Genomic DNA, 24930 nt, shown 5'->3' with positions numbered 1-24930 from the left:
GTATCCATCGCATCATAAGTCCGTGAGATGCCCTGATCAACAAACCACAGGAACGGAGCTTTTTTGTGACTTATGACGCGCTTATTCCCGTCATCCGGCGGCTGGCCTTGCAGGCAGGCGACAAGATCATGCAGATCTATGAAGCAGATGATTTCGACGTCAAGGTCAAGTCAGACTCAAGCCCGGTAACCGAGGCGGACGAGGCGGCGGATGCTTTGATCTCGGCCGGATTGCGCGAGGCTTTTCCAGATATCCTGCTGGTGACCGAGGAACAGGCAGCTTCGCATTCCGAAAAGGGTGATACCTTTCTGATCGTTGATCCTCTGGACGGCACCAAAGAGTTCATCAACCGGCGGGGCGATTTCACCGTAAATATTGCTCTGGTCGAGAACGGCGTGCCGACGCGCGGTGTGGTTTACGCACCGGCGCGGGGGCGGATGTTCTATACGCAAGCCGATGGGCAAGCTGTCGAGGAAACCGGCGCACTGGACAAAGATCAGCCGGGTGTGTTGACGCCAATATCAGTCTCTAAACCAAACAATTCGGCGCTGATGATCGTTGCATCCAAGTCGCATCGGGATCAGGCGACCGAGGACTACATCAACAAATATCAGGTGCGCGACAGCAAAAGCGCTGGGTCGTCGCTGAAGTTCTGTCTGGTGGCGACGGGAGAGGCCGACCTCTACCCCCGTGTTGGCCGCACCATGGAGTGGGACACCGCTGCGGGCCACGCGGTTCTGGCCGGTGCGGGCGGACATGTGGTGCGCTTTGACGACCATTCGCCGCTGACCTATGGCAAAGACGGCTATGCCAATCCATTTTTCATCGCCTATGCTCCAGGCGTTGAGCTGAAGGAAGCCTGATGTCAGTATTGATTGCCATTCCCGCGCGCTACGCTTCGACCCGCTATCCAGGCAAACCTCTGGTTCCGCTGACCGGGGCAAACGGAACCAGCATGACTCTGATCGAACGATCCTGGCGCGCCGCGATTTCCGTGTCAGGCGTAGATCGCGTGGTTGTGGCAACCGACGATGACCGTATCCGCGAAGTCTCAGAGGGATTTGGTGCCGAGGTGGTGATGACTTCAGACACCTGCCGCAACGGTACCGAACGCTGCGCCGAGGCGCACTCGGCTCTGGGTGGCGGTTATGACATCGTCGTCAACCTGCAAGGGGATGCGCCTTTGACCCCGCATTGGTTTGTTGAAGACCTGATCTCGGGTCTGCGCAACGCGCCAGATGCGGGTATGGCCACCCCCGTGCTGCGCTGTGACGGGGACGCACTGAACGGATTACTGAACGATCGCAAGCAAGGCCGGGTCGGGGGCACTACAGCGGTGTTCGGCAATGACCACAGCGCGCTTTACTTCTCGAAAGAAGTGATCCCTTTCACAGCCGAGACCTATGCCAGCAGTGACCCGACACCGGTATTCCACCACGTCGGAGTTTATGCCTATCGGCCTGACGCTCTGACTGCTTATCCGGGCTGGACTAGCGGTCCGCTGGAGACACTGGAAGGGTTGGAACAGCTGCGCTTCATGGAAAACGGCCGCAAGGTTCTGTGTGTCGAAGTTGAAGCCAAAGGTCGTCAGTTCTGGGAGCTGAACAACCCGCAGGACGTGGCCAAGATCGAAGAAATGATGGCCGCTATGGGGCTTGAATGACAAATATTCTGGTTACAGGTGGTGCAGGTTATATCGGCTCTCATGCCTGCAAGGCACTGGCAAGGGCGGGGTATACGCCCGTAACCTATGACAATCTTGTCACCGGATGGCAGGACGCGGTGAAATTCGGCCCTTTCGAGCAGGGCGACCTGCTGGACCGCGCCCGGCTGGACGAAGTGTTCGCCAAATACCAACCCGCCGCCGTGATACATTTCGCCGCCCTCAGTCAGGTCGGCGAAGCGATGGCTGAGCCCGGAACGTATTGGTCGAACAATGTCACCGGTTCGCTGACACTGATACAGGCGGCTGTGGATGCGGGATGTTTGAACTTTGTGTTCTCGTCGACCTGCGCCACCTATGGCGAACATGACAACGTTGTGCTGGACGAGAGCACGCAACAGCAGCCATTGAATGCCTATGGTGCCTCGAAACGAGCGATCGAGGACATCTTACGTGATTTCCAAGCCGCATATGGCCTGAAGCACGTGATCTTCCGCTATTTCAACGTGGCCGGGGCCGACCCGGATGCCGAAGTTGGAGAGTTTCACCAACCAGAAACCCATCTGGTGCCGCTGATGCTGGACGCCATCGATGGCAAGCGGAGTGGCTTGACTGTATTCGGCACCGATTACGATACACCCGACGGCACCTGCATCCGCGATTATGTACATGTTTGTGACCTGGTCGATGCACATGTTCTGGGGTTGAAATGGCTTGAGCAAGGCAAAGAAAGCCGCGTGTTCAATCTGGGCACCGGGTCGGGGTTTTCGGTGATGGAAGTCATCGAGCATTCCAAGGCCGTCACCAACCGCGCGGTACCCTACAGCATCGGCCCGCGCCGGGCCGGGGATTGCACGAGTCTAGTTTCAGGCTCGGTCCGAGCCAAGGAAGAGCTGGGCTGGACACCAAAAAGATCAACGTTAGAGACGATGATCACGGATGCCTGGCGTTGGCATCAGAATGGCGGCTATACCAAGTGAACCTTGAGGATCAGCCGCTGACCTGGGTGCAGCGCTACAAGCTGCGCCTGAAACGCAAGCGGCTGTTGTGGCGATCCTTTCGCAGCCGCCATCAACTGAAGTCGTTGACTGACAACACGCAAAAGATCACACCCGGCGCCATTCTGGCCTTTACCACGCTGCGGAATGAGATCACCCGTCTGCCGTGGTTCTTTCACCATTATCGCACGCTGGGCATTGATCATTTTCTGATGGTGGATAATGGCAGCGAGGACGGCTCAGTCCCGTATTTGCTCGAACAGCCGGATGTGTCGCTGTGGCGGACTACGGCAAGCTATCGCGCGTCCCGGTTCGGGTTGGATTGGCTGACTTGGCTGCAGTGGAAACTTGGGTACGACCACTGGACGTTGATGGTCGACGCCGATGAGTTACTGATCTACGCCCATCACAACACCCATACGATGCGCGATTTAACTGCATGGCTGGACGCGCGCGGTCAAACCACGTTTGGGGCGATGATGCTGGATCTCTATCCCAAAGGTCGGCTGGGCAAGCAAAGTTATGATCCGCATTCCGATCCAACCGATTGCCTGAACTGGTTTGACCCCGGCCCCTATCGTGCTCAGCGCCAAAGGCCGATGGGCAACCTTTGGGTTCAGGGAGGCGTACGCGAGCGGGTGTTTTTTGCAGATCAGCCCCAAAAATCACCGACGCTGAACAAGATCCCTCTGACCCGGTGGTCACGACATACGGCCTATGTGAATTCGTGCCATTCCGCGCTGCCCCGGTTCTTGAATTTTGAATATGACGGTCCGGGTGGGCAGACCGCCTCGGGCGTGTTGCTCCATACGAAATTCCTGCCTGAGGTTGTCGACAAATCGCGGATCGAAAAACAGAGGCGGCAACATTTTCACGACCCCGATCGGTTCGGCGCCTATTATGACGGGATCATCAGCGGGCCTGATCTTTGGACTTCTGACTCGGTCAAACTAGGTGATTGGCAACAGTTACAAGACCTTGGGCTCATGAACGCGGGCGGATTTCCTGCCACAGGGGGGAAGTAAACCGGATTTAAACCCGTTGCCTCACAAGGTGCAGAGATGTCATAAAACGTTAATGTCCGGCACCACTCAGGCCTCAGGCGGCCCCGGGCAGACGCGCGTATCAAAAAAGGTTGGGCAGCCGCGTGAGCCTTTTGGATTCCTATCGCATGAGATTGCGGCGCAAGCGCCGCCTGCTGCGTTGCCTACGTCGGCGTCGGGATCTGAAAGCGGTGCAAGATAACACCAACAAGATCAAAGAAAACGACATCTTGTTGATGAGCGTGATGCGGAACGAAAAGATCCGCCTTCCCTATTTCTTAGACTACTATCGAAAGCTTGGCATCAATCACTTCCTGTGCGTGGACAACAACAGCGATGACGGCACCCACGAATACCTGAGAAGCCAGCCGGACGTTTCGCTGTGGTGGACGGATGTAGGTTACAAGAATGCGACCTTTGGTCTGGATTGGTCCAACTACCTGCTGCGCCGCTATGCGCATAAGCACTGGGTTCTGACGGTCGATCCGGATGAATTCTTTATCTATCCTTTTTGCGATACCCGCCCGATCCGCGCCCTGACCGACTGGCTGGACGATACTGGTGTGCGCAGTTTCGGCACCATGCTGATCGACATGTATCCCGAAACCGGAATCATGGATGCGCCCTATCATGAGGGCCAGAACCCTTTTGAAGTCGCGCCTTGGTTCGATTCAGGCAACTTCATGATTACCCGCAACCCGACCTATGGGAATCTGTGGATTCAAGGCGGTGCACGCGCACGGGTTTTCTTTCAGAACAATCCCCTGAAGGCTCCGGCCCTGAACAAGATACCTCTTGTGAAATGGCACCGGCGCTACGCCTATGTCAGCTCAACCCACGCCTTGCTGCCGCGCGGGCTCAATCAGGTCTATGAAGAGCAGGGCGGTGAAAAAACCAGCGGAGCGCTGCTGCATGCAAAGCTGATCAATACGCTTGGGGAAAAAGCTAAAGAAGAGTTGCTGCGCGGACAGCACTATGCTGCGTCGGGCGAGTACAAGGCTTATGCCAAGCAGTTAGAGGATAATCCGGTTTTCTGGAACAAATGGTCCGAGAAATACATCAACTGGCGACAGATTGAGATCCTCGGCCTGATGTCCAAGGGGAACTGGGCATGAGCAGCTTGGGCATCGTAATGCTGGTGCACACCGCGCTGGATCGGGTTGAGCAGGTGGCACGCCATTGGGCCGCCTCGGGCTGTCCTGTGGTCATTCATGTAGATCAGAAAGTCGGCGATCCGGCTTATTCCGATTTTGTCGCCGCTTGTTCGGATGAACCGCTGATCCTGTTTTCAAAACGCCATGTCTGCGAATGGGGCGGCTGGGGTATTGTCGCAGCATCGCAATCCGCCGCATCGCTGATGTTGGAGAGGTTTCCAGATGTCCGGCATGTATATCTGTCTTCAGGCGCGTGTCTGCCGCTGCGTCCGGTCGCTGATCTGATCGACTATCTGGCCGACCGGCCCCGTGTCGATTTCATCGAAAGCGCAACCACGCGCGACGTCAGCTGGACGATTGGCGGTCTGGATCTGGAACGTTTCACCCTGCGGTTCCCCTTCTCGTGGCGCAGGCAACGAAAACTGTTCGACAATTACGTGCGGTTGCAACGCGCCCTCGGATTGCGCCGCGCAATTCCCGATGGTTTGGTGCCGCATATGGGCAGCCAATGGTGGTGTCTGACCCGTCAAACCTTGTCGGCCATTCTTCAGGATCCCAAGCGCGCCGAATATGATCGTTATTTTCGCCAGGTCTGGATTCCCGATGAAAGCTATTTCCAGACACTGGCACGGCTCTATTCCACCCATATCGAAAGCCGATCGCTGACTCTGTCGAAGTTCGACTATCAAGGTCGGCCGCACATGTTCTACGACGATCACCTACAATTGCTGCGCCGGTCCGACTGTTTCGTGGCGCGCAAAGTCTGGCACAGCGCTAGCCGGTTGTATCAGACCTTCCTGACCGACCAGGACAGCGCACTGACCCCGGCCGAGCCCAACCCCGGCAAGATCGACCGGGTGTTTTCCAAAGCGGTCGAGCGGCGCGTTCGCGGACGGGATGGTCTTTATATGCAAAGCCGCTTCCCCCGCGCGGCTACGGAACGCAGCCTGACAGCCTTTCCCTATTCGGTGTTTCAAGGCTTTACCGAGTTGTTCGAGGATTTCGAACCTTGGCTGACAAACGCCATCGGCGGGCGGGTGCATGGGCATCTGTTCGGTCCCGAACGGGCGCAATTTGCCGAAGATGAGACGATCATCAACGGTGCGCTCAGCGATTGCGCAACGCTACGCGATTATAACCCCTCGGCCTTTCTGTCGAACCTCATCTGGAACACACGAGGCGAGCGTCAGTGCTTTCAATTCGGGCCAACGGATATTCAGAAAATCAATGAATTCCTGACGCAAGACCAGAATGCACATATTGCGGTCATCTCGGGGGCCTGGGCGGTTCCATTGTTCCGTTCGAACCTGAATTTTGCCGATATCCGGTGCGAAGCTGCCCGCCTACAACAGATCGAAAGCAAACAGCTCAAGCTGCTGGATGCCGCTCGGGCAAAGACGCGCATCCGAATATGGACAATGGCAGAGTTTGTGGAATCCCCCATGGAACAACTGCAGACCGTTCTGGAGGACATGGGCGCGCCCAAACCCACGCATCTGACCGAGGCACCAACGATGGTCGATCTGACCGGGTTCGGAAAGTTCCTGCAAAACCTCAAGAACCAGGGGATGCACCCCTATCTGATGGGGGATTTCCCCGTGAATGACGTGTTTGGCGCACAGTCCAAATCGTTCAAGAAGCCCTATTTGGTGCAGTAACATAAAATGACCCGCCGCTTCGATTATTTCATCGTTCTGGCCGATATGCGCACCGGTTCGAACCTGCTTGAATTACAGCTGAACACGCTGGATGGCGTCACGTGTCACGGAGAAGCGTTTAACCCCTATTTCGTCGGCCTGCCAAAACTGGACAGCGTTCTGGGCTTTACCCTGGAAGATCGTGAACGCGACCCGATGGCGCTGATCGATGCCATCCGAAACGCGCCGGGCGAGATGAACGGCTTTCGTTTTTTCACCGACCACGATGCGCGGGCGCTGCCACCGGCGCTGGATGATCCGCGCTGCGCCAAAATCATTCTGATGCGCAACCCTCTGGATAGCTACATATCGTGGAAAATCGCCTTGGAAACAAAGCAGTGGCGGTTAGTGAACATCAAGCAACGGCGGGAGGCTCAGATCACCTTCGATGCCGAAGAATTCGCCGAACAGCTCGACCAGCGGCAAGCATTTCAACAAACAGTGCTCAAACATCTGCAGACCACCGGGCAAACACCGTTTTACATCGACTATAACGATCTAACAGATTTGGACGTTCTGAACGGCCTTGCCGCGTGGCTTGGCGTCAGCGCACGTCTTAAGGAGCTGAACCAGCATCTCAAACGTCAAAACCCAGCGCCTGCCCTGTCGAAAGTGACCAATCCGGATGATATGGAGCTGGCCCTGTCGCAACGTGACCGCTTCAAGCTACACCATATCCCAAGTTACGAGCCGCACCGCGGGCCGGCTGTTTCGCGCTATGTGGGTGCTGCGCAAACTTCGCTGATGTACCTTCCGGTGCGCGGCGGCCCCGAGGCTGAAGTGGTGCAGTGGATTGCCGATCTGGACGGGGTGTCACAAGCCGACCTGATCACCGGCCGCAATCAAAAACAGACCCGTCAATGGATGCAGGATCATCCCGGTCACCGCAAATTCACGGTGCTGCGCCATCCGCTGGCGCGCGCGCACGCTGTGTTCTGCGACCGTATTCTGCACACAGGCCCCGGCGCATATGTCAGCATTCGCAATATGCTGAGCCGACGGTACAAGGTCCCGCTGCCTGCCAAGGGTGATCTCAGCAATTATACCCGCGATCAGCATTCCGAGGCGTTCGCGGCCTTTTTGGGCATGCTGCGCAGTATTCTGGCGGGTCAAACCCCGATCCGTGTGGATGGGGAATGGTGCGGACAGGCGCAGACGCTGGAAGGCATGGCCGGTTTCACCATGCCCGACCTGATCCTGCGCGAGGATGAGATGGAAACCGCCTTGCCCGACCTTGCCAACAAAGTTGGGCATACAGCCCCGCCAACCCCAAACAGGACCAAGCCGGACGCGCCGTTTGCACTTGATCAGATTTACGACGCACAGCTTGAAGCGCTGGCGAAGGAAGCGTACCAGCGCGACTATACTGTATTTGGATTTGGTGACTGGAAACCGCTTTGAACCTTGCTTAGGGACGCAGAGTAATCACGGTTCCTTCATTCACCATGGCGTAGATCTCTTCGATCTCATCATTCTTGACCGCAATACAACCTGCCGTCCAATCCGGGGTCTTCTTCGCCCGCTTGAACTCGGATCGCAGATTGGGTTGTCCGTGAATGAAGATGTCGCCGCCCGGATCAACACCTGCGGCCTTGGCTTTAGCCAAGTCTTCCGAATTGGGATACGATATACCCAACGATAGATGATACCTGCTGCGCGGATTGCGGCGGTCGATCAGATAGGTACCCTCGGGCGTACGACCATCGCCTTTTTTGTTTTTCGTGCCGTTGGGCGCAAATCCTAGATCGATATCATACTCCCGCAAAATCTGCTCGTTATGGAGCAAATACAGCTTGCGTGCACCTTTGTTGATGACCATCGAGGTCACCTCGGGCCCGCGATAAGAAAGAAATCTGGGTTTGGCTGAGGCACATGCTGAAAGGCTCAGCGTTGCCATTGCGCCCATTCCGAATGCTCGACGATCCATTATTTTCACTGCCTGATGCTCTTTTTTGTCAATTATTATGCCAGATTTTCGTGAAACTTAAATCACTTTTTGCTGTTCGACTGTTCCGTCAGTCGGCGTTCAATCGATTCCAGCCTTTCAAGTACCTCATCACGATAGGCATCGGTCTTGACCTCATCCTCGGCATGGTGGGCATCCTGCATCGAGTTCACGATGAGACCGACCAGCAAGTTCACCACCGCAAAGGTGGTCACCATGATGAAGGGAACAAAGAAAAGCCAAGCGTAGGGATACACCTCCATCACAGGGCGGACAATGCCCATGGACCAGCTTTCCAGCGTCATGATTTGGAACAGCGTATAGGCCGACAGACCCAGATCGCCGAACCAATCGGGGAACGTGCCCGAGAAAAGCTTGGTTGAGATCACAGCGCCGATGTAAAACAGGATCGCCATCAGCAGGAACACGCTGGCCATGCCCGGCAGGGCTGAGATGAAGCCTTCGACCACTCGGCGCAGGCGCGGCGCGACCGAGATGACGCGCAGGACCCGGAGGATACGCAGTGCCCGCAGAACTGAAAGCGCCCCTGCACTGGGAACTAGGGCCACGCCCACGATCACGAAATCAAACACATTCCAGCCGCTGGTGAAGAACCGGCGCCCTGTGGCGATCAGTTTCATGACGATTTCGATGACGAATATGGTAAGGCACAGCTTGTCCAACGTCACGATCAGTGGACCCGCTGCGTCCATCAGCGTGGGCGATGTCTCCATCCCCAGCAGTACCGCGTTGAACAGGATCACACCGGTGATGAATTTCCCGAAAGCCGGTGCTTCGATGATGGGCAGCAGTCGTTGGGCGATCACCATGCGGGCGGTCCTTATCTCAGGGTTATTTGTTCAAAATGAACCGAGCGGCAAGTTCGGTGTGTGACGACCATCGAAATTGGTCAACCACCTGTACCCATTCAAGGGCATATCCGGCGTTAACCAGCGTTTTTGCGTCACGGGCAAAGGTGATCGGGTTGCACGAGACATAAGCAACCACCGGGCGCATGGCCTGCGCCAGCTCGGCCACCTGCGCCTCGGCCCCAGCGCGCGGCGGGTCAAGCACAACGGCGTCGAATTTCTTGAGTTCATCGGGCATGAGCGGGCGGCGGAACAGGTCTCGGGCCTCGACTGTGACCTGTTTCAAGCCTTGCGCCTTGCGCCAGCCCTGATCCAAGGCCTTCGTCATCTCGGCCTCACCTTCAACTGCATGAACTTCAGCTGTCTGTGCCAGCGGCAGCGAGAATGTCCCGCATCCAGCGAATAGATCGACAATCCGCTTTGCCCCCGACGAAGCGTCGGAAACAGCCCGTAATAGAGCCTGTTCTCCGTCTTTTGTGGCTTGTAAAAACGCTCCGGGCGGTGGGGTGACACCAGCGGTTCCAAAGCGTTGGATCGGAGGCACACGCATGGCGATAACCTCATCATCCCAACTAAGCCGGGCAAGGCCGTGATGCTCGGTCGCTTGCGCGAGCGCAAGTTCCAACGGTCCATCCAGCGGTTTGCCGCCCTTGACCGCAACATCCAAACCGCCTTCGGACAGGGTCAGCGTTACGGCCAACACACCTTTCCGACTTCCACCCAACAACGCCAAGGCTTCGGCCACCGGGATGGCAGCAATCAAGGTTGGGTGCAGCAAATGGCAATCCGGGATTTCGGTAATCGTGTCAGAAGCGCGACCATGAAACCCGGCCAACGTACCCTTCTTGGTGCGCCGCACGGCGATGGTGGCCCGACGGCGGGATCGTTCAGGCGAAGTGTGAATGGGCCGCATCAGGGCATTGAGCCCCTGCGCGGCCAACGCGTTGCGCACCACCTCAATTTTCCACTCGGCGACAAAATTATCGGTCGCATGTTGCAACTGGCAGCCGCCGCAGGCCTTGTAATGACGGCAGGGTGCCTTGACCCGCTGATCCGAGGGTGTTTCGACGCGAATATCGTTCAGAAACTGACCCAGCAACGTACCGCTGACCACTTCACCCGGCAGAGTGCGTGGCGCATAGATCGGACCATCGGCGATTCCGTCGCCCTGATGTCCAAGGCGATTTATTGTGTATTGCTGCGTCATGGAGGCCTGATAACTGGGGTTTGAGCGCAACAAAACCCTTTATTCTGCAGCCTCGGCCTGAATGAAGCCGCCCGATTGGCGATGCCAGAACCGGGCGTACAACCCGCCACGCTCCAGCAGAGCCTCATGTGTGCCGCTTTCAACGATATGACCGTGGTCCAGAACAATAATCCGATCCATCTCGCTAAGCGTGGACAGGCGGTGGGCAATAGCCAGCACGGTCTTGCCCTGCATCACCCGGTGCAGTGCCGTCTGAATCGCTGCCTCGACCTCGGAATCCAATGCCGACGTCGCCTCGTCCAGAACCAATATCGGTGCGTCTTTCAGGATAGCGCGAGCCAGAGCGATCCGCTGTCGTTGCCCGCCGCTCAGCTTCACACCGCGTTCGCCCAGATGCGCGTCATAGCCCTTGCGTCCTTGCGCATCCTCTAGACCGAGTATGAATTCATGCGCCTCGGCTTTGGTCGCGGCCTCTATCAGCTCATCTTCAGTCGCGTCAGGACGACCATAGAGGATGTTCTCGCGCGCCGAACGATTGAACATCGCGGTTTCTTGCGTGACCATCCCAATCTGTTGCCGCAGGCTGTCCTGAGTCACGTGAGAGACATTCTGCCCGTCGATGGCAATAACGCCATGTTCCCCGTCATAGAGCCTTAGCAAAAGTGAAACCAAAGTGGATTTCCCCGCACCTGAGGCCCCGACTATGCCCAGCTTTTCACCCGGTGCGGCAGTGAAATTAAGATTAGCAACACCACCGATATCGCGGCCATAGGCAAAGCTGACGCTGTCAAAGGCAATCTCGCCCTCTGAGACCACAAGTGTCGATGCGTTCGGAGCATCCTCGACCCGAACGCGCTTGGTCAGTGTGTGCATTCCGTTTTCAATCTCACCGACATTTGCGTAAAGGCCCATCAGTGTGAAACTGACCCAGCCGGTCATTTGCGAGATGCGGATCGCCACGGCCCCGGCCGCCACGATGTCCCCGGCCGTCGCGATGCCCGCCTGCCACAACCACAGTGTCGCGCCGATCAACAGGACCGGCAGCACCCCCGCCAGAGTCATTAGGATGAACCGGAAACTGGCCGATAGCTTGCCGAATTCCAGCGACCGTTCACGCAGGTCGACCATGGAATTTCGGGCGGTATGATCTTCGAACTCGGAATGGGCAAACAGCTTGACGGTTTTGATGTTGGTGATCGTATCGACCACCTGCCCCGATACCATCGCCCGCGCCCCCGCCCGCGCGGCAGAGCGTACGCGGATGCGTGGAAGATACCAGCGCACCAGCAGGAAATAGACAACAAGCCAGGCAACAAATGGCAGCATCACAAGCGGGTGAATAGACCCTAATAAAAGCAATGAGCCTGCAAGAGAGGCAATAGCGAAGACAATAGCGCTGATTGTTTCGGACACCACTTGCGTCATGGCGTTCGATGTCTGCATCTGTTTTTGGGCGATACGTCCGGCGAAATCGTCATCGAAATAGGTCACCGACTGGCCCAGCGTCCAGCGGTTCAGTTTTGCCAAAACCAACGGCGTGATGTTGGGCATGACGATGTAGTTGTTTGCCACCGATGACAGTCCGAACAGTGCGGGGCGTAGAAGCATGAAGAATGCGACAGCACCCAAAATGATCGCGAGATTGCCGCCGGTCAGAAACGCCTCGGGACTGCTGTTAGTGGTCAGATCAATGACGCGGCCCAGGACCCAGGCGGTGCCAGCTTCCATCGCACCCGCGATCGCCGAGAAGGCGGCTGCGACGAACAGCATCGGCCAGGCGCCGGACAAGCTCCAACGGGTGAACGCCCCCAGCGTTTGCGGCGGGGGCGTTTCTGTGTCTTTGAACGGTTGGATGAGGTCGGCAATCCTCATTCAGCGGCCTCCGGGTTCAGGAAGCCTCCAGATTGCCGCGCCCAGAACTGAGCGTAAAGCCCTCCTTGCGCCAACAGATCGGAATGACCACCTTGTTCAACGATCCGGCCGCCATCCATCACAAGGATGCGATCCATCTGAGCAATCGTGCTGAGCCGGTGCGCGATGGCGATCACGGTCTTGCCTTGCATCATGCCGTAGAGTGTGTCCTGTATCGAGGCTTCGACTTCGGAATCTAGGGCAGATGTCGCCTCGTCCAATAGCAAAATCGGCGCGTCTTTCAGGATCACCCGCGCCAGCGTTACACGCTGCCGCTGACCGCCCGACAGTTTCACGCCCCGCTCGCCCACATGCGCATCATAGCCAGTGCGGCCCTCCGGGTCTTGCAGATCGAGGATGAACTCATGCGCTTCGGCCTGTTTCGCAGCGGCAATCATCTGTTCTTCGGTCGCATCAGGCCGACCATAGAGGATGTTGGCCCGAACCGAGCGGTGTAACAGAGCACTGTCCTGCTGAACCATGCCAATATGGCTGCGCAAACTGTCCTGCGTGACCTTCGAGATATCCTGACCATCGATCAGGATCGCACCCTTCTCGACGTCGTAAAACCGCAAAAGCAGCTTTACTAGGGTCGATTTTCCCGCACCTGACCGACCGATCAGGCCGATCTTTTCGCCTGGCCGGATAGTCAAGTTGACGTGATCCAAACCACCGGTTTCCCGTCCATAGTGATGAGACAGATCGCGTATTTCGATCTGGCCATTACCCAGCCGCAAAGGTTTCGCATCAGGTTCGTCCAACAGATCGATGGGCTGCGCGATGGTCTGCATACCCTCGGCAACGATACCCAATTCGCGAAAGAAGCTGGTCAGCGCCCACATGATCCAACCGGTCATGGCATTCAGCCGCAGCGTCAAGGCTGTGGCGGCGGCCACCACACCGACCGTTGCGCTACCTTGCGTCCAAAGCAAGATCGCCCAACCAACGACACCCACGATCAGCACACCGTTCAACGCAACAAGCGCGGCATCCATAATGGTGAAAATCCGCATCTCGATCTGGAAAGTGCGGCGGGTTTCCGCAATCGCCTCGCGCGCATAGTCCTGTTCCTGAGTGTCATGGGCAAACATCTTGATCGAGTGGATGTTGGTATAGCTGTCCACCACCCGGCCCGTCACGGTCGAGCGTGCATCCGACGCCGCCTGAGATGCCGGGCCGACCCGCTTAACGGTCCATCGCACAAGCGCGCCGTAAAACACCAGCCAGATCAGCAACGGCAACAACAGGCGCGGATCAGCCGCCATCAGCAGAATAGCCGCACCGATCATGTAGGCGATCGAGAACGAGATCGCGTCAAAGACCTGAAAGACCACCTCGCCCGCGGCGGGTGGGGTCTGCACGACCCGGTTTGCGATGCGCCCGGCAAAGTCATTCTCGAACCAGCCAACCGATTGACGCAGAACATGTTTATGCGCCCGCCAACGGATCAGAGTGCCAAAGTTCGGCAGGATTGTGTTGTTGAGCAGCAAGACGTCAACAAGCTGAAGGATGGGACGAATAAACAGGATCAAGGCGGCAACCACGACCAATTCAGTCCCGTGCGCCTGCCAGAATTCAGCAGGAGAACTGCCCAACAGGTCCACAACGCGGCCCATATAGAAGATCAGCCCGACCTCGACCGCCGCAACGACTACAGACATCAGCGCGGCCATTACGAAAACGCGTTTGAAAGGCTGCGAGTAGTCCAGCATGAAAGGCCACAGCCGCGTCGGTGGCTTGTCTACCTGTTCATAGGCAACAAAAGGGTCAATGAGATTTTCGAAGTAGCGAAACATGGAGATTGCTCCGATTGAGCAGAAAATAGGTCATGCGAAGAAAGATGGCGCCAGAACACCACCCCTACGGGTCAAAGTGTTCCGGGCTTTAGCCGAACCAGATCCCGTAATACATTCGCATTCCTCCCTCCATATGAGTCAGGCGCACCCTGCCAAATCAAATCGGGTTTGTCATCCCTTTTTGAGACTTCAAATCAGTCGGCCAGCAATTCTTCGCGGCTAAGCGCGAAATCCGACGCGATCCAACGCGCCTCAAGCTCGGCCAGTTTTGCGCCCAGCGCGGGGCCCGAGAAGGCGGGGATCAAATCCGCCGCCTTGATCGGGAAACTGGCCGCGGACCCTTTTTGCAAAGCTCGGTTCAGGTCTTCGGACCAAGGCTGTTCAAGAAATGCATGACGCAAAAGTGTCTCGTGCAATCCGCCTTCCGACCCATAGCGATAACCCAATTCTGCGACACTGGTCGTCGCCATCGCTTCGTCGCGCATCCGAGCCAGACGCTGCAGTTGCGCGCGGCTGAGACGCAGGGTTTTGGCCACTTCGGGCGATGCAATCGCGGCCAAACGACGAATCGCTTCGGGCGCTGCATGGGCGTCTTGTTCCAGCTGAATCAGGATCGCCAGCGCCCGGTCATCAGCCCCGGGTAAGAGCTGCGCCAAAACGCCAGTGATGCGCATGGCGGCCACCGACGGCGCGGGGTCAGGCGCTGCGAGCAGTTTAAGCATCTCGGCCCCGACCCGTTCGCGCGAAAGTGTCTCTAACCCGTCCAAATTTGCAGCTATTGCATCCAGTGCAGCGGGGTCAAAGCCACCATCCACATCCCCGTACCAAGCATGAAACCTGAAATATCTGAGCGACCTTAGGTAGTCTTCTTGGATGCGATCACTGGCCTCCCCGATGAACCGTACGCGACGCGCCTGTAGATCCGGCAAACCGTTCAGCGGATCAAGGATTGTGCCGTCAGGTTTGGCATAAAGCGCGTTCATGGTGAAATCACGACGCGCGGCGTCTTCTTCGACCTTGTCGGAAAAGGCGACGACAGCACGCCGACCATCCGTTTCGACGTCACGGCGAAACGTCGTGACCTCGTGCGGGATACCTTTGCTGACAATCGTCACGGTGCCATGGTCTATCCCTGTTGGTATCGGCTTCAGCCCAGCTTTCTGCGCCAGTTCCACGACGTGTTCCGGCTCAGCGTCTGTGGCGATATCAATGTCAGAAACCGGCGCCTGCAGCAGAGCATTGCGCACACAACCGCCAACGAATAGCGCCTGCGCCCCGCCGTTGGTCAGGGCGGTGCATACATCCTGCGTGGCTTGGTCGGTTAACCAATCTTCTGTGATCCGCTTCATTCACTCATCCGCGCTGCCAATCCCCGCAGCATCCGTGCCGTCGCACCCCAGATATAATAGGGGCCATAGGGCACAGCATAGTAATACCGTCTTTGGCCACGCCAACGGCGCGACTCGACGACATAATTCTCTGGGTTCAGGACATGCGCAAGCGGAACGAAGAAGATCTCATCCACCTCGCCCGGTTCGGCGACTGGTTCAAAACTGGCTTCAAGGATCGCAACAACCGGCGTGACCGAAAAGGATGTCACGGTTTCATGAGTCGGCAGATGACCCAGAATACTGGGTAGTTCTGGCGGAAGACCAATTTCTTCCTGTGCTTCGCGCAAAGCTGTCGCAGTAACGTCGATGTCGCCCTCATCCTGTTTTCCACCCGGAAAGGCGATCTGGCCCGGATGGTGTTTCAACGCCGAAGAGCGTTTGGTCAAGATCAATCGAGATGCGTCTCCGGTCACAGAAACAGGCACTAACACGCCCGCAGGGCGCAGTTTGCGCCCCGCCGGCAGCACCGTTTCCGGGTTCAGATCAAAGTCACTGGACCCGGGCCCGTCACGGCTCAGCGCCTCGGTCAGGTCTGTGATCAGATCACGCGCCATCCGGGCCTTCGGCCTCGAACCCGACGGTCGCAGGGTCCAGCACATAGTGCGCACCGCAGAATTGGCAGTCTGCTGTGACGGTGCCTTCGTCCGTGGTCATTGTCGCAATATCCTGCGCCGAATAGATCGACAGGCTTTGGCGCACGCGATCTTCGGAACAAGTGCAACCGAATTTTACCTGCTGTGCATCATAGACGCGAGGCTGTTCCTCGTGAAACAGACGCACCAGAAGGTCGGTTGGCGCAACGGATGGCCCGATCATCTCCAGATCATCCACGGTGTCGAGCAGGATGTTGACGCGATCCCAGTTCTCGCCCTCTTCACCATCCACCAGATCCGAGGCAGACAGGATCTCTCCGCTGCCCTCCCCGGAAGCGGCAAAGGGCGAGGCTTTGGGCATGTGCTGCAGCATGATCCCGCCAGCGCGCCAGTGTTCACCGACACCGGGTTCGGTCGATTTGCCGAAGCTCAACGAAAACCGGGTCGGCAGCTGTTCGGACTGCGCGAAATAGGCTTCCGCACACGCGCTCAGTGATCCCCCAGCCAGTGGGGTGATGCCCTGATAAGGCTGTGTACCTTCACCTTGGTCGATCATGATGGCGAAGTACCCGTCACCCACCTGATCGAAAGGGGCTGCATCGGTCAGCCGGTCGCGGTCAAAGCTCGCATAGGCGCGGATCTGCGCGGGTTCGCCCTCGACCTGTGGCGCATAATAATCGGTTGCGATCATCCGCACCGCGCCCTTGGATTGCACCTGCAGAGACAGCTTCCAGCGCAGCGATACCGTTTGCCCTATCAATGCAGTCAGCAGGGCCATCTCGGCCACCAGCGCCTCGACCACCTCGGGGTAGTCGTGCTGTTTCAAGATGCCGCCCAACACGCCGTCCAGCCGGGCCACGCGGCCTCGCATGTCGGGTATATCGAGTTGAAAGGGCAGGACGGTATCGTCCCACGCGATTTTGGTTCCAATAGACATGGGGTTTCCTTAAGCGCCACAGGTTGGCATACCGCCACCATATAGGTTGAACAGTTTGGGTTGAAAGGGGCCTTACATGATCAGACGGTTCGGTGAAAGCCCCGAGGCAGAGCGAAAATACACCCGGCGGGCCGGCGTTTATGCCCTATTGCCACAAGGCAACCGATTGCTGCTGACCTGTCAGCTGGAACCCGGACCCGATCTGCAGCTGCCGGGCGGCGGCATCGATCCGGGGGAATCACCCATTACAGCGCTTCACCGTGAGGTTTACGAAGAAACCGGCTGGCTGATCGCCGCGCCCCGGAGAGTGGGTGCGTTTCGTCGATATACCTACATGCCGGAATACGGCCTGTGGGCCGAGAAGGTCTGCCTGATTTACCGCGCCCACCCGGTCAGACGCCTAGGCCCTCCGACCGAAGACCTTCACGAGGCCATTTGGATGGAGACCGCAGATGCCGTTCATCTGTTGGGCAATGAGGGCGACGCCCATTTCGCCCAGCGCCACCTGCATGGGCTTTAAGGTCCGTTATATTCAAAAAACACTGCAGAGACATCATCCGCAATTCCGCTGTCCGGTGACATCACCTGTGTAAGACGCCAGAACATGTCATCCAGGAATTCCGGTCCACCGTGATCGGCGGCGCATTCAACAGCCATCGCCTTTAACCCGTCATCATCCAGCAGACTGCCGTCGGCGAGCTGGCATTCGGTGAACCCGTCCGAATGCAAGAGCAGCTTGTCGCCCGGTTGCATATAGGTTTCCGTCTGCTGAAACTGCGCCTCAGGCAGCAAACCAATAGGCAACCCGCCTTCGCCCAGGAACTCGGTTTTACCATCACGGCGCAGCAACAGCGGATGCGGGTGTCCGGCCTGCACCATTTTCAGATGTCCGTTGCGCAGATCGATGATGGCATAGACCATGGTGAAATATTCTTCGATCCCGGCATCGGCGATCAGACGCGAGTTGAGCAACGACGCGACCTCTTCGGGTGGCAGAAGGGCGTAGAATTTATTAAAACGACGCTCCATCGCGATGTTCTGATCGAAATGCGTGCTGGACAGATACCCGCCCAGCCGTGCCGTCATCATCGCAGAGGTGATCCCGTGGCCGGAGACATCGATGCTGTAAAACCCCAGCCGATTGACACCGGGCGAGAACATCCCCACCAGATCACCGCCGATATGACCGCAAGGTTTCAGAAGCAGGCTGACCTGTGAGTTGCCAAAGGTTCCCTTCAATTCGGGCACCAGCGAGTCCTGAATCTTTCGGGCCTGCATCAGATCTTTATCGATCGCATCATGGGCAAGCTTCAGTTCGTTCAGCGCTGTTTCGATCAACTGGTTTTTTCGGGACAATTCGCGTTGCATGTCAAGAATACGCGCCCCGGCCGATATGCGCGCACGCAGCTCATCAGCCTCAAGCGGCTTGATCAGAAAATCGTCTGCCCCAGCATCCAGACCGCGCGCGACCTCCTGCTTTTCGCTTTTTGAGGTCAGAAGAATGAAATAGCTATATTGCTCACTGTCCAGCTCTCGGAAGGCGCGACAGAACTCAAGCCCGCCCATACCTGGCATGACCCAGTCGCTTAGAACAAGATCAGGCGGGTCCGAGGTGCAAAGCTCTATCGCGGCTTCACCACTGTCGGCTTCAAGAACCTCGAATCCCCACTTTTTAAGCGAGGCCACCAGAATGCGCCGCTGCAGACGGCTGTCGTCCACAACAAGAACCTTGCGGATCGCACCAAAATCCAGCTCGACCCGGGTCTCAACTTGACTGGCATCCGGCACCATGAAGTCCCTGTACTTGCTCAACTCTCCAGTTGTCGCAACGCTATGCCTCTCAGCTTAACATCCTATGAAAAACAAAATGGCCGCGATTTAACCCCATCTTTACCCGCGACGGTCTAACTATATGCAATCGCAAGAGGGTGGCATGATTCAGTGGTCCAGAGTCAGACAGTTACGTGATGAAGTCGGCGCAGACGAGTTCACCGAGGTTGTCGAAATCTTTTTGGACGAGGTTCAGGAAGTTATCACTAAGCTACGCGATGACACTACCCGGTCCGAGATCGAACAGAACCTGCATTTCCTGAAGGGCAGCGCGCTGAGTCTTGGCTTTGATAGTTTCTCGAAACTGTGCCAGGACGGTGAGCGACGCGCAGCCGCAGGTGAAAACGCCGCCGTTGATCTATCGGCGATTATCGCGGCCTACGACGAGTCGAAAAAACTGTTTCAGGCCGGTCTGGCCGAAAACCTGCGCTAGATCACAAACTGTGCCAGCGTCTCGTCTTCGGTAATATCCGTATAAGTGAACCCGGCTTCATCCAGATGCGCAAACAGGCGCATGAAGTTCTCGGGCTTTCGGGTTTCGATTCCGATCAGCACCGAGCCAAAGTTGCGCGCCGATTTCTTCATGTATTCGAACCGTGCGATATCATCCTCAGGGCCGAGGATGCCGAGGAATTCTTTCAGGGCACCGGGGCGCTGCGGTAGGCGCAGGATGAAGTATTTCTTCACCCCGGAATAGCGCTGCGCACGTTCTTTGACCTCTGGTAAACGCTCGAAATCGAAGTTCCCGCCCGAGGTGACACAGACCACCGTCTTGCCACGCACAAAGCTTTGCACGTCACCCACGGCCTCAACCGCCAATGCACCGGCAGGTTCCAGAACGATGCCCTCGACATTCAGCATTTCGATCATGGTGGTGCAGATGCGGTCTTCGGACAAAGTCAGCACGTCCGACAGATGCCGCGATTTCAGCAGTTCAAACGGTTTCTCACCGATCCGGCCCACCGCTGCGCCATCGACAAAGGTATCCACATGATCCAGAGCCACCGGGTGCCCCGCCGCCAGAGCCGCGCGCAAACACGCCCCGCCGGCCGGTTCCACGAACAGGCAATGCGCCCGGTCCCCGAACCAGGTCGCCACCCCCGAAGACATACCGCCGCCGCCAACCGGCAGAATTACATGATCGGGCACTCGGCCCAATTGCTCTTCGATCTCAACCGCCAAAGAGGCCTGCCCCTCAATCACATCCGCATCATCGAACGGAGACAGGAAATACCCGCCCTGTTCTGCGCACCAGCTTTGCGCCGCAGCCAGCGTGTCATCGAAATAGTCACCGATTAGATGAACCTCGATATTGTCGCCGCCGAAAATGCGCGTCTTCTGGATCTTCTGCTGCGGCGTGGTCACCGGCATGAAGATCACACCCCGCACACCCAGATGCTTACACATATAGGCCACGCCCTGCGCATGGTTGCCAGCGCTGGCGCAAACGAAAAGGTCCTGCCCCTGTTGCTTGCGCATCGCATTGAACGCACCACGGATTTTATACGACCGCACCGGGCTGAGGTCTTCGCGCTTGAGCCAGATATCCGCGCCGTAACGGTCGGACAGATGGGCGTTCCGCTGCAACGGAGTTGCCGGAAACACTGAGCGCATTGCCTTTTCGGCAGCGCGGGCGCGGATCGTGAAATCAGTCATGTTGGATTCCCTGCCCCATCATCGTCGAAAGGGCAAGGAATACATATGTGTACGCGGGTCAGCGCAGTTCGCGTTTTTCAACTACGAAACCATAGAGTGCTGTCATGATACTGATACCCAGCATGAACAGGAACCACTGAGCAACTAGGAAATAGACAACACCACCAACTATCGGAGCAAGGGGTGTTAGTAGCAGCAGGTTCGGAATCGCAGTTAAAACGCCAACGCAAAGTGCCGCGACGAAGATTGGCTTCGAGTATTCCTTGGTTATGCTCCAAGAGTCTGGAGCCCTCATAAACTCTCCGATTGCAGCGGCCGGAAGCACGAGCGATAGCCGCATCGTGATGTATGAGATGACAACCCCAAGCAAAAAACCAAGAAGTGTTCCGTCATTGGTTGACACATTGCCTCCATTGAAGAGGGCTGCGGGTATAATGAAAATCAAAAGTGCGACAAAACAGAATAGAATGCTCAACGGAATAATCCTTAGGAATGCGCCAGCATAGGCCCAAATCCTATCTCTTTTCCAAACTGGCCATGCCAGATGAGGTTCGACGCTTTGAAGTACATAGCGATGCCAGCCCACAGCAACCCAAACGAGTACGATCAAGTAGGTAGCTATCAAAGCTAAAATGCCAAATAGGAAGGGTCCCGTAGCACTGGAAATATCATCTGCCTGTGCCAAACCTTCCATCGGAAATATAGTCAGTAAATAGAAAGCCGCGCCCAAACCAAGAAACGGAAAAACGCTCAGCCTTAACGCAACCGATATGTTGTCCAAGAGCATTAGAACCGCATGTCTAAATATCCTGTAGCCTAACAAACTGTACCGCCCTCTCAACCAATCCTTGTTCTCTATCCGCCCGTTTCACCCCAATTCCCGGGCTGCGTCAATCCACACAGCTTGCCCCCACGTCCAAAACCCGCTAGGGGCCAGTCGTTCTACGTACAAAGGGAAATCAGATGTCCGCGCCCAAGAAAGTTGTTCTGGCCTATTCCGGTGGCCTTGATACCTCGATCATTCTGAAATGGCTGCAGACCGAGTATGGCTGTGAGGTCGTGACCTTCACCGCCGATCTGGGTCAGGGCGAGGAGCTGGAACCCGCCCGCAAGAAAGCCGAGCTGCTGGGGATCAAACCCGAGAACATCTATATCGAAGATATCCGCGAGGAATTCGTTCGCGACTTTGTCTTCCCGATGTTCCGCGCCAATGCACAGTACGAAGGGCTGTACCTGCTGGGCACCTCGATCGCACGGCCTCTGATCTCGAAACGTCTGGTCGAGATCGCCGAAGCGACCGGTGCTGACGCTGTGGCCCACGGCGCGACTGGCAAGGGCAACGATCAGGTTCGTTTTGAACTGGCTGCTTACGCACTGAATCCCGAAATCAAGGTGATCGCGCCGTGGCGTGAGTGGGACCTGACCAGCCGTACCAAGCTGTTGGAATTTGCCGAGGCGAACCAGATCCCGATCGCCAAGGACAAGCGTGGTGAGGCCCCGTTCTCGGTCGATGCCAACCTGCTGCACACCTCGTCCGAGGGCAAAGTTCTGGAAGACCCCGCCGATATGGCACCCGACTATGTCTATCAGCGCACCGTCCACCCCGAGGATGCGCCGAACGAGCCGGAGTTTATCGAGATCGGTTTTGAAAAAGGCGACGCGGTCAGCATCAATGGCGAGGCGATGAGCCCCGCGACCATCCTGACCAAGCTGAACGAATATGGCGGCAAGCACGGCATCGGTCGTTTGGACCTGGTTGAAGGCCGGTTCGTGGGCATGAAATCGCGCGGCATCTACGAAACTCCCGGCGGCACCATCCTGCTAGAAGCGCACCGCGGTATCGAGTCCATCACCATGGACCGTGGCGCGATGCACCTGAAAGACCAGCTGATGCCGCAATATGCCGAGCTGATCTATAACGGCTTCTGGTACTCGCCCGAGCGGGAAATGCTGCAGGCGGCCATCGACAAGTCGCAAGAACATGTCACCGGCACCGTCCGTGTGAAACTGTACAAAGGTCTGGCCTCGACCGTGGGCCGCTGGTCGGATCATTCGCTGTACTCCGAGGCGCACGTGACCTTTGAGGAAGACGCTGGTGCATATGATCAGAAAGATGCGGCAGGCTTCATCCAGTTGAACGCACTGCGCCTGAAGCTTCTGGCCGCGCGTGATAAACGGCTGAGCAAGTAAGCGTTCAGAATTTTAGATCTGGCCCCGGTGTCAGATCAGGCACCGGGGTTTTTCTTTGCCGGGTTTCCGTCGGGTCGGGCTTGCCCGGATCAGGAAATTGTCTTTACGCATACGTCAATCAGGGAAGGACGGATAATGCTGCAAGACATCGCAGACGGAATTCAAAAGGGTTTGAACGGCAAAAACTTTGACGGATCGCTTAAGTTTGATTGTGGCGACGAGGGCGTGATCGTTCTGGCGGAGAATACTGCCTCAACCCAGGATCGGGACACAGACTGCACCATCCGCATCTCACGCGAGAACCTCTCTAAGTTGCTGACCGGTAAGCTGAACCCAATGACCGGGGTTGCGCTGGGCAAGCTGAAAATCTCGGGCAACATGGGTGTTGCGATGAAGCTGGGGCAACTGCTGGGCTGATAAACTCGTCTCACCAGCGCGTGACAAATCATGTCAGCGCATTGCAAGCACAAAAATCTGCGGGCAGCTTGGTTTCGGAAGGAGACCTGCCATGACCCGGATCACTTACCTTGATTGCCTGAAACCTTCACTTCTGTTTGTGCTGATCTTGTTGGCAGCAATGCTGCGCGCCTTACCTGCTCCGGCCGCTGGCACTGAGACGCTAACAGTCGCCGGTGGCTGTTTCTGGTGTGTGGAATCCGATTTCGAGTCCGTGCCCGGCGTGATCGGCGCAGTCTCGGGCTATACCGGTGGCAAGACGGATAGTCCCACCTATGATCAGGTCTCGAAAGGCGGAACAGGGCATTACGAGGCGGTCCAGATCACCTTCGATCCCGCCCGCGTTTCCCGTGCAACCTTGCTGAACATGTTCTTCCGCTCAGTCGATCCCACGGATGCGGGTGGCCAGTTCTGCGATCGCGGCGACAGCTATCGCACAGCAATTTTCGTCTCTAACAAAGCGGAAAAGGCGCAGGCACAGCAAGCCAAGACCAGCGCACAAAACGCGCTGGGGCAGACTGTGGTCACGCCGATCCTGCAAGCCGGAACGTTTTATCCAGCCGAGGCGTATCACCAGGATTATTACAAGGGTAGCAAGCTGGTACTGACCCGCTTTGGTCCCAAGCGCCAAAAGAACGCCTATAAGGCCTACCGCGAAGCCTGCGGCCGCGATGCGCGGGTCAAACAATTGTGGGGCAACGAAGCGCCCTTTGCAGGGTCCTAGTCAAACTGCGCTTCGCGCACCTCTTTCAGATCAGGAATGACATCTGCAGTGCCGTGCCGCGTGACCATCAGGGCCGCGGCACGGTTTGCTTGGGCAATCGCCTGCGCCATCGGCATACCCCGGTCCATTCCAGCCAACACATAGCCGGTGAATGTGTCACCTGCCCCGGTGGTATCCACAGCGTTGACCTTATGGGCCTGAAACGCTTGGGGTTGATGATCTTGCTGATAATAGCGCGCACCTTTTGAGCCAAAGGTGACGATCACATGTTCGACCGGCAGGTCTGAAGGGGCGAGACCCGTTGCATCCTGCAATTGCTCGGCCTCGACTTCGTTGAGGATCAGAAAATCCAAATACGGTAGAACCGCTTGAACTGCGTCTGCTTGAAATGGGGCGGCGGCGTAACAGACGGTCAGCCCCATTTCACAACCTAGTTTAGCGGCCTCAATCTGCGCATTGGTTTCGTTCTGCATCACCAGCAGATCACCTGAAACAGCCGAGGACAACGCCTGCCCAATTTGGTCGTTCGAGATGGCATGGTTGGCGCCTTGATACAGAACGATCAGGTTTTCACCCTGCGCATCTACTGCGATGATGGCGTGACCGGTCGGCACATCCACCTCGGCAATATGCCGCGCGTCCACGCCATATTCGGTCAGCCGGTCCCGTGCCCAAAGGCCATCCGAGCCCACCGCGCCGATATGGGATACCCGCGATCCGGCTCGTGCAGACGCCACAGACATGTTGGCGCCCTTGCCACCCAGAAACCTCTGTAGCCCACTGGCCGCCAGTGTCTCACCCGCTTCGGGCAAATGCGGCAGGGCATAGACCATATCCGCGTTGATTGAGCCAAGGTTCCAGATTGTCATG

Annotated in this window: 24 protein-coding genes; 12 read left to right on the top strand and 12 right to left on the bottom strand. The window is 57.0% G+C overall.

Translation table 11 applies throughout. The features are described 5' to 3' along the window. Positions 1–65 precede the first annotated feature (65 nt). The 7 genes from cysQ to AC1DFB_RS15640 all read left to right on the top strand — a co-directional run bounded on the left by cysQ (position 66) and on the right by AC1DFB_RS15640 (position 7956). Positions 66–863, top strand: a complete 798-nt coding sequence (gene cysQ / locus AC1DFB_RS15670) for a 3'(2'),5'-bisphosphate nucleotidase CysQ (RefSeq protein WP_170515168.1) — start codon at positions 66–68, stop codon at positions 861–863. After that, positions 863–1663: a 3-deoxy-manno-octulosonate cytidylyltransferase family protein gene (locus tag AC1DFB_RS15665; RefSeq protein ID WP_170515165.1), complete on the top strand. Its 801-nt coding sequence runs from the start codon at positions 863–865 to the stop codon at positions 1661–1663. Before cysQ ends, AC1DFB_RS15665 begins: the two co-directional genes overlap by 1 nt. Further along, positions 1660–2643, top strand: coding sequence for a UDP-glucose 4-epimerase GalE (gene galE / locus AC1DFB_RS15660; protein ID WP_170802753.1), 984 nt, complete (start codon positions 1660–1662; stop codon positions 2641–2643). The genes AC1DFB_RS15665 and galE overlap by 4 nt, the downstream gene beginning before the upstream one ends. Next, positions 2640–3686 carry a glycosyltransferase family 2 protein gene (locus tag AC1DFB_RS15655; RefSeq protein WP_480921634.1) on the top strand — a complete coding sequence of 349 codons (1047 nt, stop codon included), beginning with the start codon at positions 2640–2642 and terminating at the stop codon, positions 3684–3686. The genes galE and AC1DFB_RS15655 overlap by 4 nt, the downstream gene beginning before the upstream one ends. Positions 3687–3832: 146 nt before the next feature. After that, positions 3833–4819, top strand: coding sequence for a glycosyltransferase family 2 protein (locus AC1DFB_RS15650; RefSeq protein ID WP_480922623.1), 987 nt, complete (start codon positions 3833–3835; stop codon positions 4817–4819). Then, complete coding sequence (locus tag AC1DFB_RS15645) at positions 4816–6516, top strand: DUF5927 domain-containing protein (protein ID WP_480921633.1); 1701 nt, start codon at positions 4816–4818, stop codon at positions 6514–6516. The genes AC1DFB_RS15650 and AC1DFB_RS15645 overlap by 4 nt, the downstream gene beginning before the upstream one ends. Positions 6517–6522: 6 nt before the next feature. After that, positions 6523–7956 (top strand): nodulation protein NodH, encoded by a 1434-nt coding sequence (locus AC1DFB_RS15640; protein WP_480921632.1) that lies wholly within the window; start codon positions 6523–6525, stop codon positions 7954–7956. 7 nt (positions 7957–7963) lie between these two features. Here the strand turns inward: AC1DFB_RS15640 and AC1DFB_RS15635 are convergent, their stop codons facing one another. From AC1DFB_RS15635 to hslO, 8 genes are all read right to left on the bottom strand, one after another. Then, positions 7964–8482, bottom strand: coding sequence for a L,D-transpeptidase family protein (locus tag AC1DFB_RS15635; protein WP_170408782.1), 519 nt, complete (start codon positions 8480–8482; stop codon positions 7964–7966). Positions 8483–8544: 62 nt separating this feature from the next. Next, complete coding sequence (locus tag AC1DFB_RS15630; RefSeq protein ID WP_170515151.1) at positions 8545–9330, bottom strand: ion transporter; 786 nt, start codon at positions 9328–9330, stop codon at positions 8545–8547. 22 nt (positions 9331–9352) lie between these two features. Then, complete coding sequence (locus AC1DFB_RS15625) at positions 9353–10576, bottom strand: class I SAM-dependent RNA methyltransferase (RefSeq protein ID WP_480921631.1); 1224 nt, start codon at positions 10574–10576, stop codon at positions 9353–9355. A 39-nt stretch (positions 10577–10615) separates the two neighbouring features. Next, a complete protein-coding gene (locus AC1DFB_RS15620) occupies positions 10616–12448 on the bottom strand; it encodes an ABC transporter ATP-binding protein (RefSeq protein ID WP_480921630.1) in 1833 nt (610 codons plus the stop codon). Beyond that, complete coding sequence (locus tag AC1DFB_RS15615) at positions 12445–14283, bottom strand: ABC transporter ATP-binding protein (RefSeq protein WP_480921629.1); 1839 nt, start codon at positions 14281–14283, stop codon at positions 12445–12447. The genes AC1DFB_RS15620 and AC1DFB_RS15615 overlap by 4 nt, the downstream gene beginning before the upstream one ends. A gap of 194 nt (positions 14284–14477) precedes the next feature. Next, on the bottom strand, positions 14478–15632 hold the full coding sequence (locus AC1DFB_RS15610) for a CCA tRNA nucleotidyltransferase (RefSeq protein ID WP_170737266.1): 1155 nt from the start codon (positions 15630–15632) through the stop codon (positions 14478–14480). Further along, positions 15629–16228 (bottom strand): CoA pyrophosphatase, encoded by a 600-nt coding sequence (locus tag AC1DFB_RS15605; protein WP_480762114.1) that lies wholly within the window; start codon positions 16226–16228, stop codon positions 15629–15631. The genes AC1DFB_RS15610 and AC1DFB_RS15605 overlap by 4 nt, the downstream gene beginning before the upstream one ends. Then, positions 16218–17204: an Hsp33 family molecular chaperone HslO gene (gene hslO / locus AC1DFB_RS15600; RefSeq protein ID WP_170399357.1), complete on the bottom strand. Its 987-nt coding sequence runs from the start codon at positions 17202–17204 to the stop codon at positions 16218–16220. The genes AC1DFB_RS15605 and hslO overlap by 11 nt, the downstream gene beginning before the upstream one ends. 76 nt (positions 17205–17280) lie before the next feature. Here hslO and AC1DFB_RS15595 point away from each other — a divergent pair, with 76 nt between their 5' ends. After that, positions 17281–17724, top strand: coding sequence for an NUDIX hydrolase (locus AC1DFB_RS15595; protein ID WP_480921628.1), 444 nt, complete (start codon positions 17281–17283; stop codon positions 17722–17724). Here the strand turns inward: AC1DFB_RS15595 and AC1DFB_RS15590 are convergent. Beyond that, positions 17721–18995 (bottom strand): PP2C family protein-serine/threonine phosphatase, encoded by a 1275-nt coding sequence (locus AC1DFB_RS15590; protein ID WP_480762160.1) that lies wholly within the window; start codon positions 18993–18995, stop codon positions 17721–17723. The genes AC1DFB_RS15595 and AC1DFB_RS15590 overlap by 4 nt on opposite strands. 142 nt (positions 18996–19137) lie before the next feature. On the opposite strand from AC1DFB_RS15590, the gene AC1DFB_RS15585 reads away from it, so the two are divergent. After that, positions 19138–19467, top strand: a complete 330-nt coding sequence (locus AC1DFB_RS15585) for an Hpt domain-containing protein (RefSeq protein WP_480921627.1) — start codon at positions 19138–19140, stop codon at positions 19465–19467. On the opposite strand, the gene ilvA is transcribed toward AC1DFB_RS15585, so the two are convergent. Together ilvA and AC1DFB_RS15575 are read right to left on the bottom strand one after the other, a co-directional pair. Further along, positions 19464–20690, bottom strand: coding sequence for a threonine ammonia-lyase IlvA (gene ilvA, locus AC1DFB_RS15580; RefSeq protein WP_170598505.1), 1227 nt, complete (start codon positions 20688–20690; stop codon positions 19464–19466). The two genes, AC1DFB_RS15585 and ilvA, sit on opposite strands and share 4 nt — an antisense overlap. A 58-nt stretch (positions 20691–20748) precedes the next feature. Next, positions 20749–21477, bottom strand: a complete 729-nt coding sequence (locus AC1DFB_RS15575) for a hypothetical protein (RefSeq protein WP_480868834.1) — start codon at positions 21475–21477, stop codon at positions 20749–20751. A gap of 176 nt (positions 21478–21653) precedes the next feature. On the opposite strand from AC1DFB_RS15575, the gene AC1DFB_RS15570 reads away from it, so the two are divergent. The 3 genes from AC1DFB_RS15570 (at position 21654) to msrA (ending at position 24060) form a co-directional block, all read left to right on the top strand. After that, positions 21654–22880: an argininosuccinate synthase gene (locus tag AC1DFB_RS15570; RefSeq protein WP_170426327.1), complete on the top strand. Its 1227-nt coding sequence runs from the start codon at positions 21654–21656 to the stop codon at positions 22878–22880. 135 nt (positions 22881–23015) lie between these two features. Then, positions 23016–23297 (top strand): SCP2 sterol-binding domain-containing protein, encoded by a 282-nt coding sequence (locus AC1DFB_RS15565; protein WP_170598637.1) that lies wholly within the window; start codon positions 23016–23018, stop codon positions 23295–23297. Positions 23298–23388: 91 nt separating this feature from the next. Continuing rightward, positions 23389–24060, top strand: coding sequence for a peptide-methionine (S)-S-oxide reductase MsrA (msrA, locus tag AC1DFB_RS15560; RefSeq protein ID WP_480921626.1), 672 nt, complete (start codon positions 23389–23391; stop codon positions 24058–24060). On the opposite strand, the gene AC1DFB_RS15555 is transcribed toward msrA, so the two are convergent. Beyond that, positions 24057–24929: a ribokinase gene (locus tag AC1DFB_RS15555; protein ID WP_170802780.1), complete on the bottom strand. Its 873-nt coding sequence runs from the start codon at positions 24927–24929 to the stop codon at positions 24057–24059. The two genes, msrA and AC1DFB_RS15555, sit on opposite strands and share 4 nt — an antisense overlap. Between the last annotated feature and the right edge of the window lies 1 nt (position 24930).

The organism is Ruegeria sp. S84 (genome assembly GCF_056583445.1).
The sequence above is the reverse complement of the archived record's forward strand: the minus strand, read 5'-3'. Positions and strand labels throughout refer to the sequence as shown.

Coding starts and splice junctions, on each gene's coding strand:
- AC1DFB_RS15610 (WP_170737266.1), bottom strand. CDS start 15,632: ATGAAGCGGATCACAGAAGATTGGTTAACCGACCAAGCCACGCAGGAT.
- galE (WP_170802753.1), top strand. CDS start 1,660: ATGACAAATATTCTGGTTACAGGTGGTGCAGGTTATATCGGCTCTCAT.
- AC1DFB_RS15665 (WP_170515165.1), top strand. CDS start 863: ATGTCAGTATTGATTGCCATTCCCGCGCGCTACGCTTCGACCCGCTAT.
- AC1DFB_RS15640 (WP_480921632.1), top strand. CDS start 6,523: ATGACCCGCCGCTTCGATTATTTCATCGTTCTGGCCGATATGCGCACC.
- AC1DFB_RS15645 (WP_480921633.1), top strand. CDS start 4,816: ATGAGCAGCTTGGGCATCGTAATGCTGGTGCACACCGCGCTGGATCGG.
- AC1DFB_RS15565 (WP_170598637.1), top strand. CDS start 23,016: ATGCTGCAAGACATCGCAGACGGAATTCAAAAGGGTTTGAACGGCAAA.
- AC1DFB_RS15620 (WP_480921630.1), bottom strand. CDS start 12,448: ATGAGGATTGCCGACCTCATCCAACCGTTCAAAGACACAGAAACGCCC.
- AC1DFB_RS15625 (WP_480921631.1), bottom strand. CDS start 10,576: ATGACGCAGCAATACACAATAAATCGCCTTGGACATCAGGGCGACGGA.
- AC1DFB_RS15650 (WP_480922623.1), top strand. CDS start 3,833: ATGAGATTGCGGCGCAAGCGCCGCCTGCTGCGTTGCCTACGTCGGCGT.
- AC1DFB_RS15590 (WP_480762160.1), bottom strand. CDS start 18,995: ATGGTGCCGGATGCCAGTCAAGTTGAGACCCGGGTCGAGCTGGATTTT.
- AC1DFB_RS15575 (WP_480868834.1), bottom strand. CDS start 21,477: ATGCTCTTGGACAACATATCGGTTGCGTTAAGGCTGAGCGTTTTTCCG.
- msrA (WP_480921626.1), top strand. CDS start 23,389: ATGACCCGGATCACTTACCTTGATTGCCTGAAACCTTCACTTCTGTTT.
- AC1DFB_RS15570 (WP_170426327.1), top strand. CDS start 21,654: ATGTCCGCGCCCAAGAAAGTTGTTCTGGCCTATTCCGGTGGCCTTGAT.
- AC1DFB_RS15595 (WP_480921628.1), top strand. CDS start 17,281: ATGATCAGACGGTTCGGTGAAAGCCCCGAGGCAGAGCGAAAATACACC.
- ilvA (WP_170598505.1), bottom strand. CDS start 20,690: ATGACTGATTTCACGATCCGCGCCCGCGCTGCCGAAAAGGCAATGCGC.
- hslO (WP_170399357.1), bottom strand. CDS start 17,204: ATGTCTATTGGAACCAAAATCGCGTGGGACGATACCGTCCTGCCCTTT.
- AC1DFB_RS15585 (WP_480921627.1), top strand. CDS start 19,138: ATGATTCAGTGGTCCAGAGTCAGACAGTTACGTGATGAAGTCGGCGCA.
- AC1DFB_RS15630 (WP_170515151.1), bottom strand. CDS start 9,330: ATGGTGATCGCCCAACGACTGCTGCCCATCATCGAAGCACCGGCTTTC.
- AC1DFB_RS15615 (WP_480921629.1), bottom strand. CDS start 14,283: ATGTTTCGCTACTTCGAAAATCTCATTGACCCTTTTGTTGCCTATGAA.
- AC1DFB_RS15605 (WP_480762114.1), bottom strand. CDS start 16,228: ATGGCGCGTGATCTGATCACAGACCTGACCGAGGCGCTGAGCCGTGAC.
- AC1DFB_RS15555 (WP_170802780.1), bottom strand. CDS start 24,929: ATGACAATCTGGAACCTTGGCTCAATCAACGCGGATATGGTCTATGCC.
- AC1DFB_RS15635 (WP_170408782.1), bottom strand. CDS start 8,482: ATGGATCGTCGAGCATTCGGAATGGGCGCAATGGCAACGCTGAGCCTT.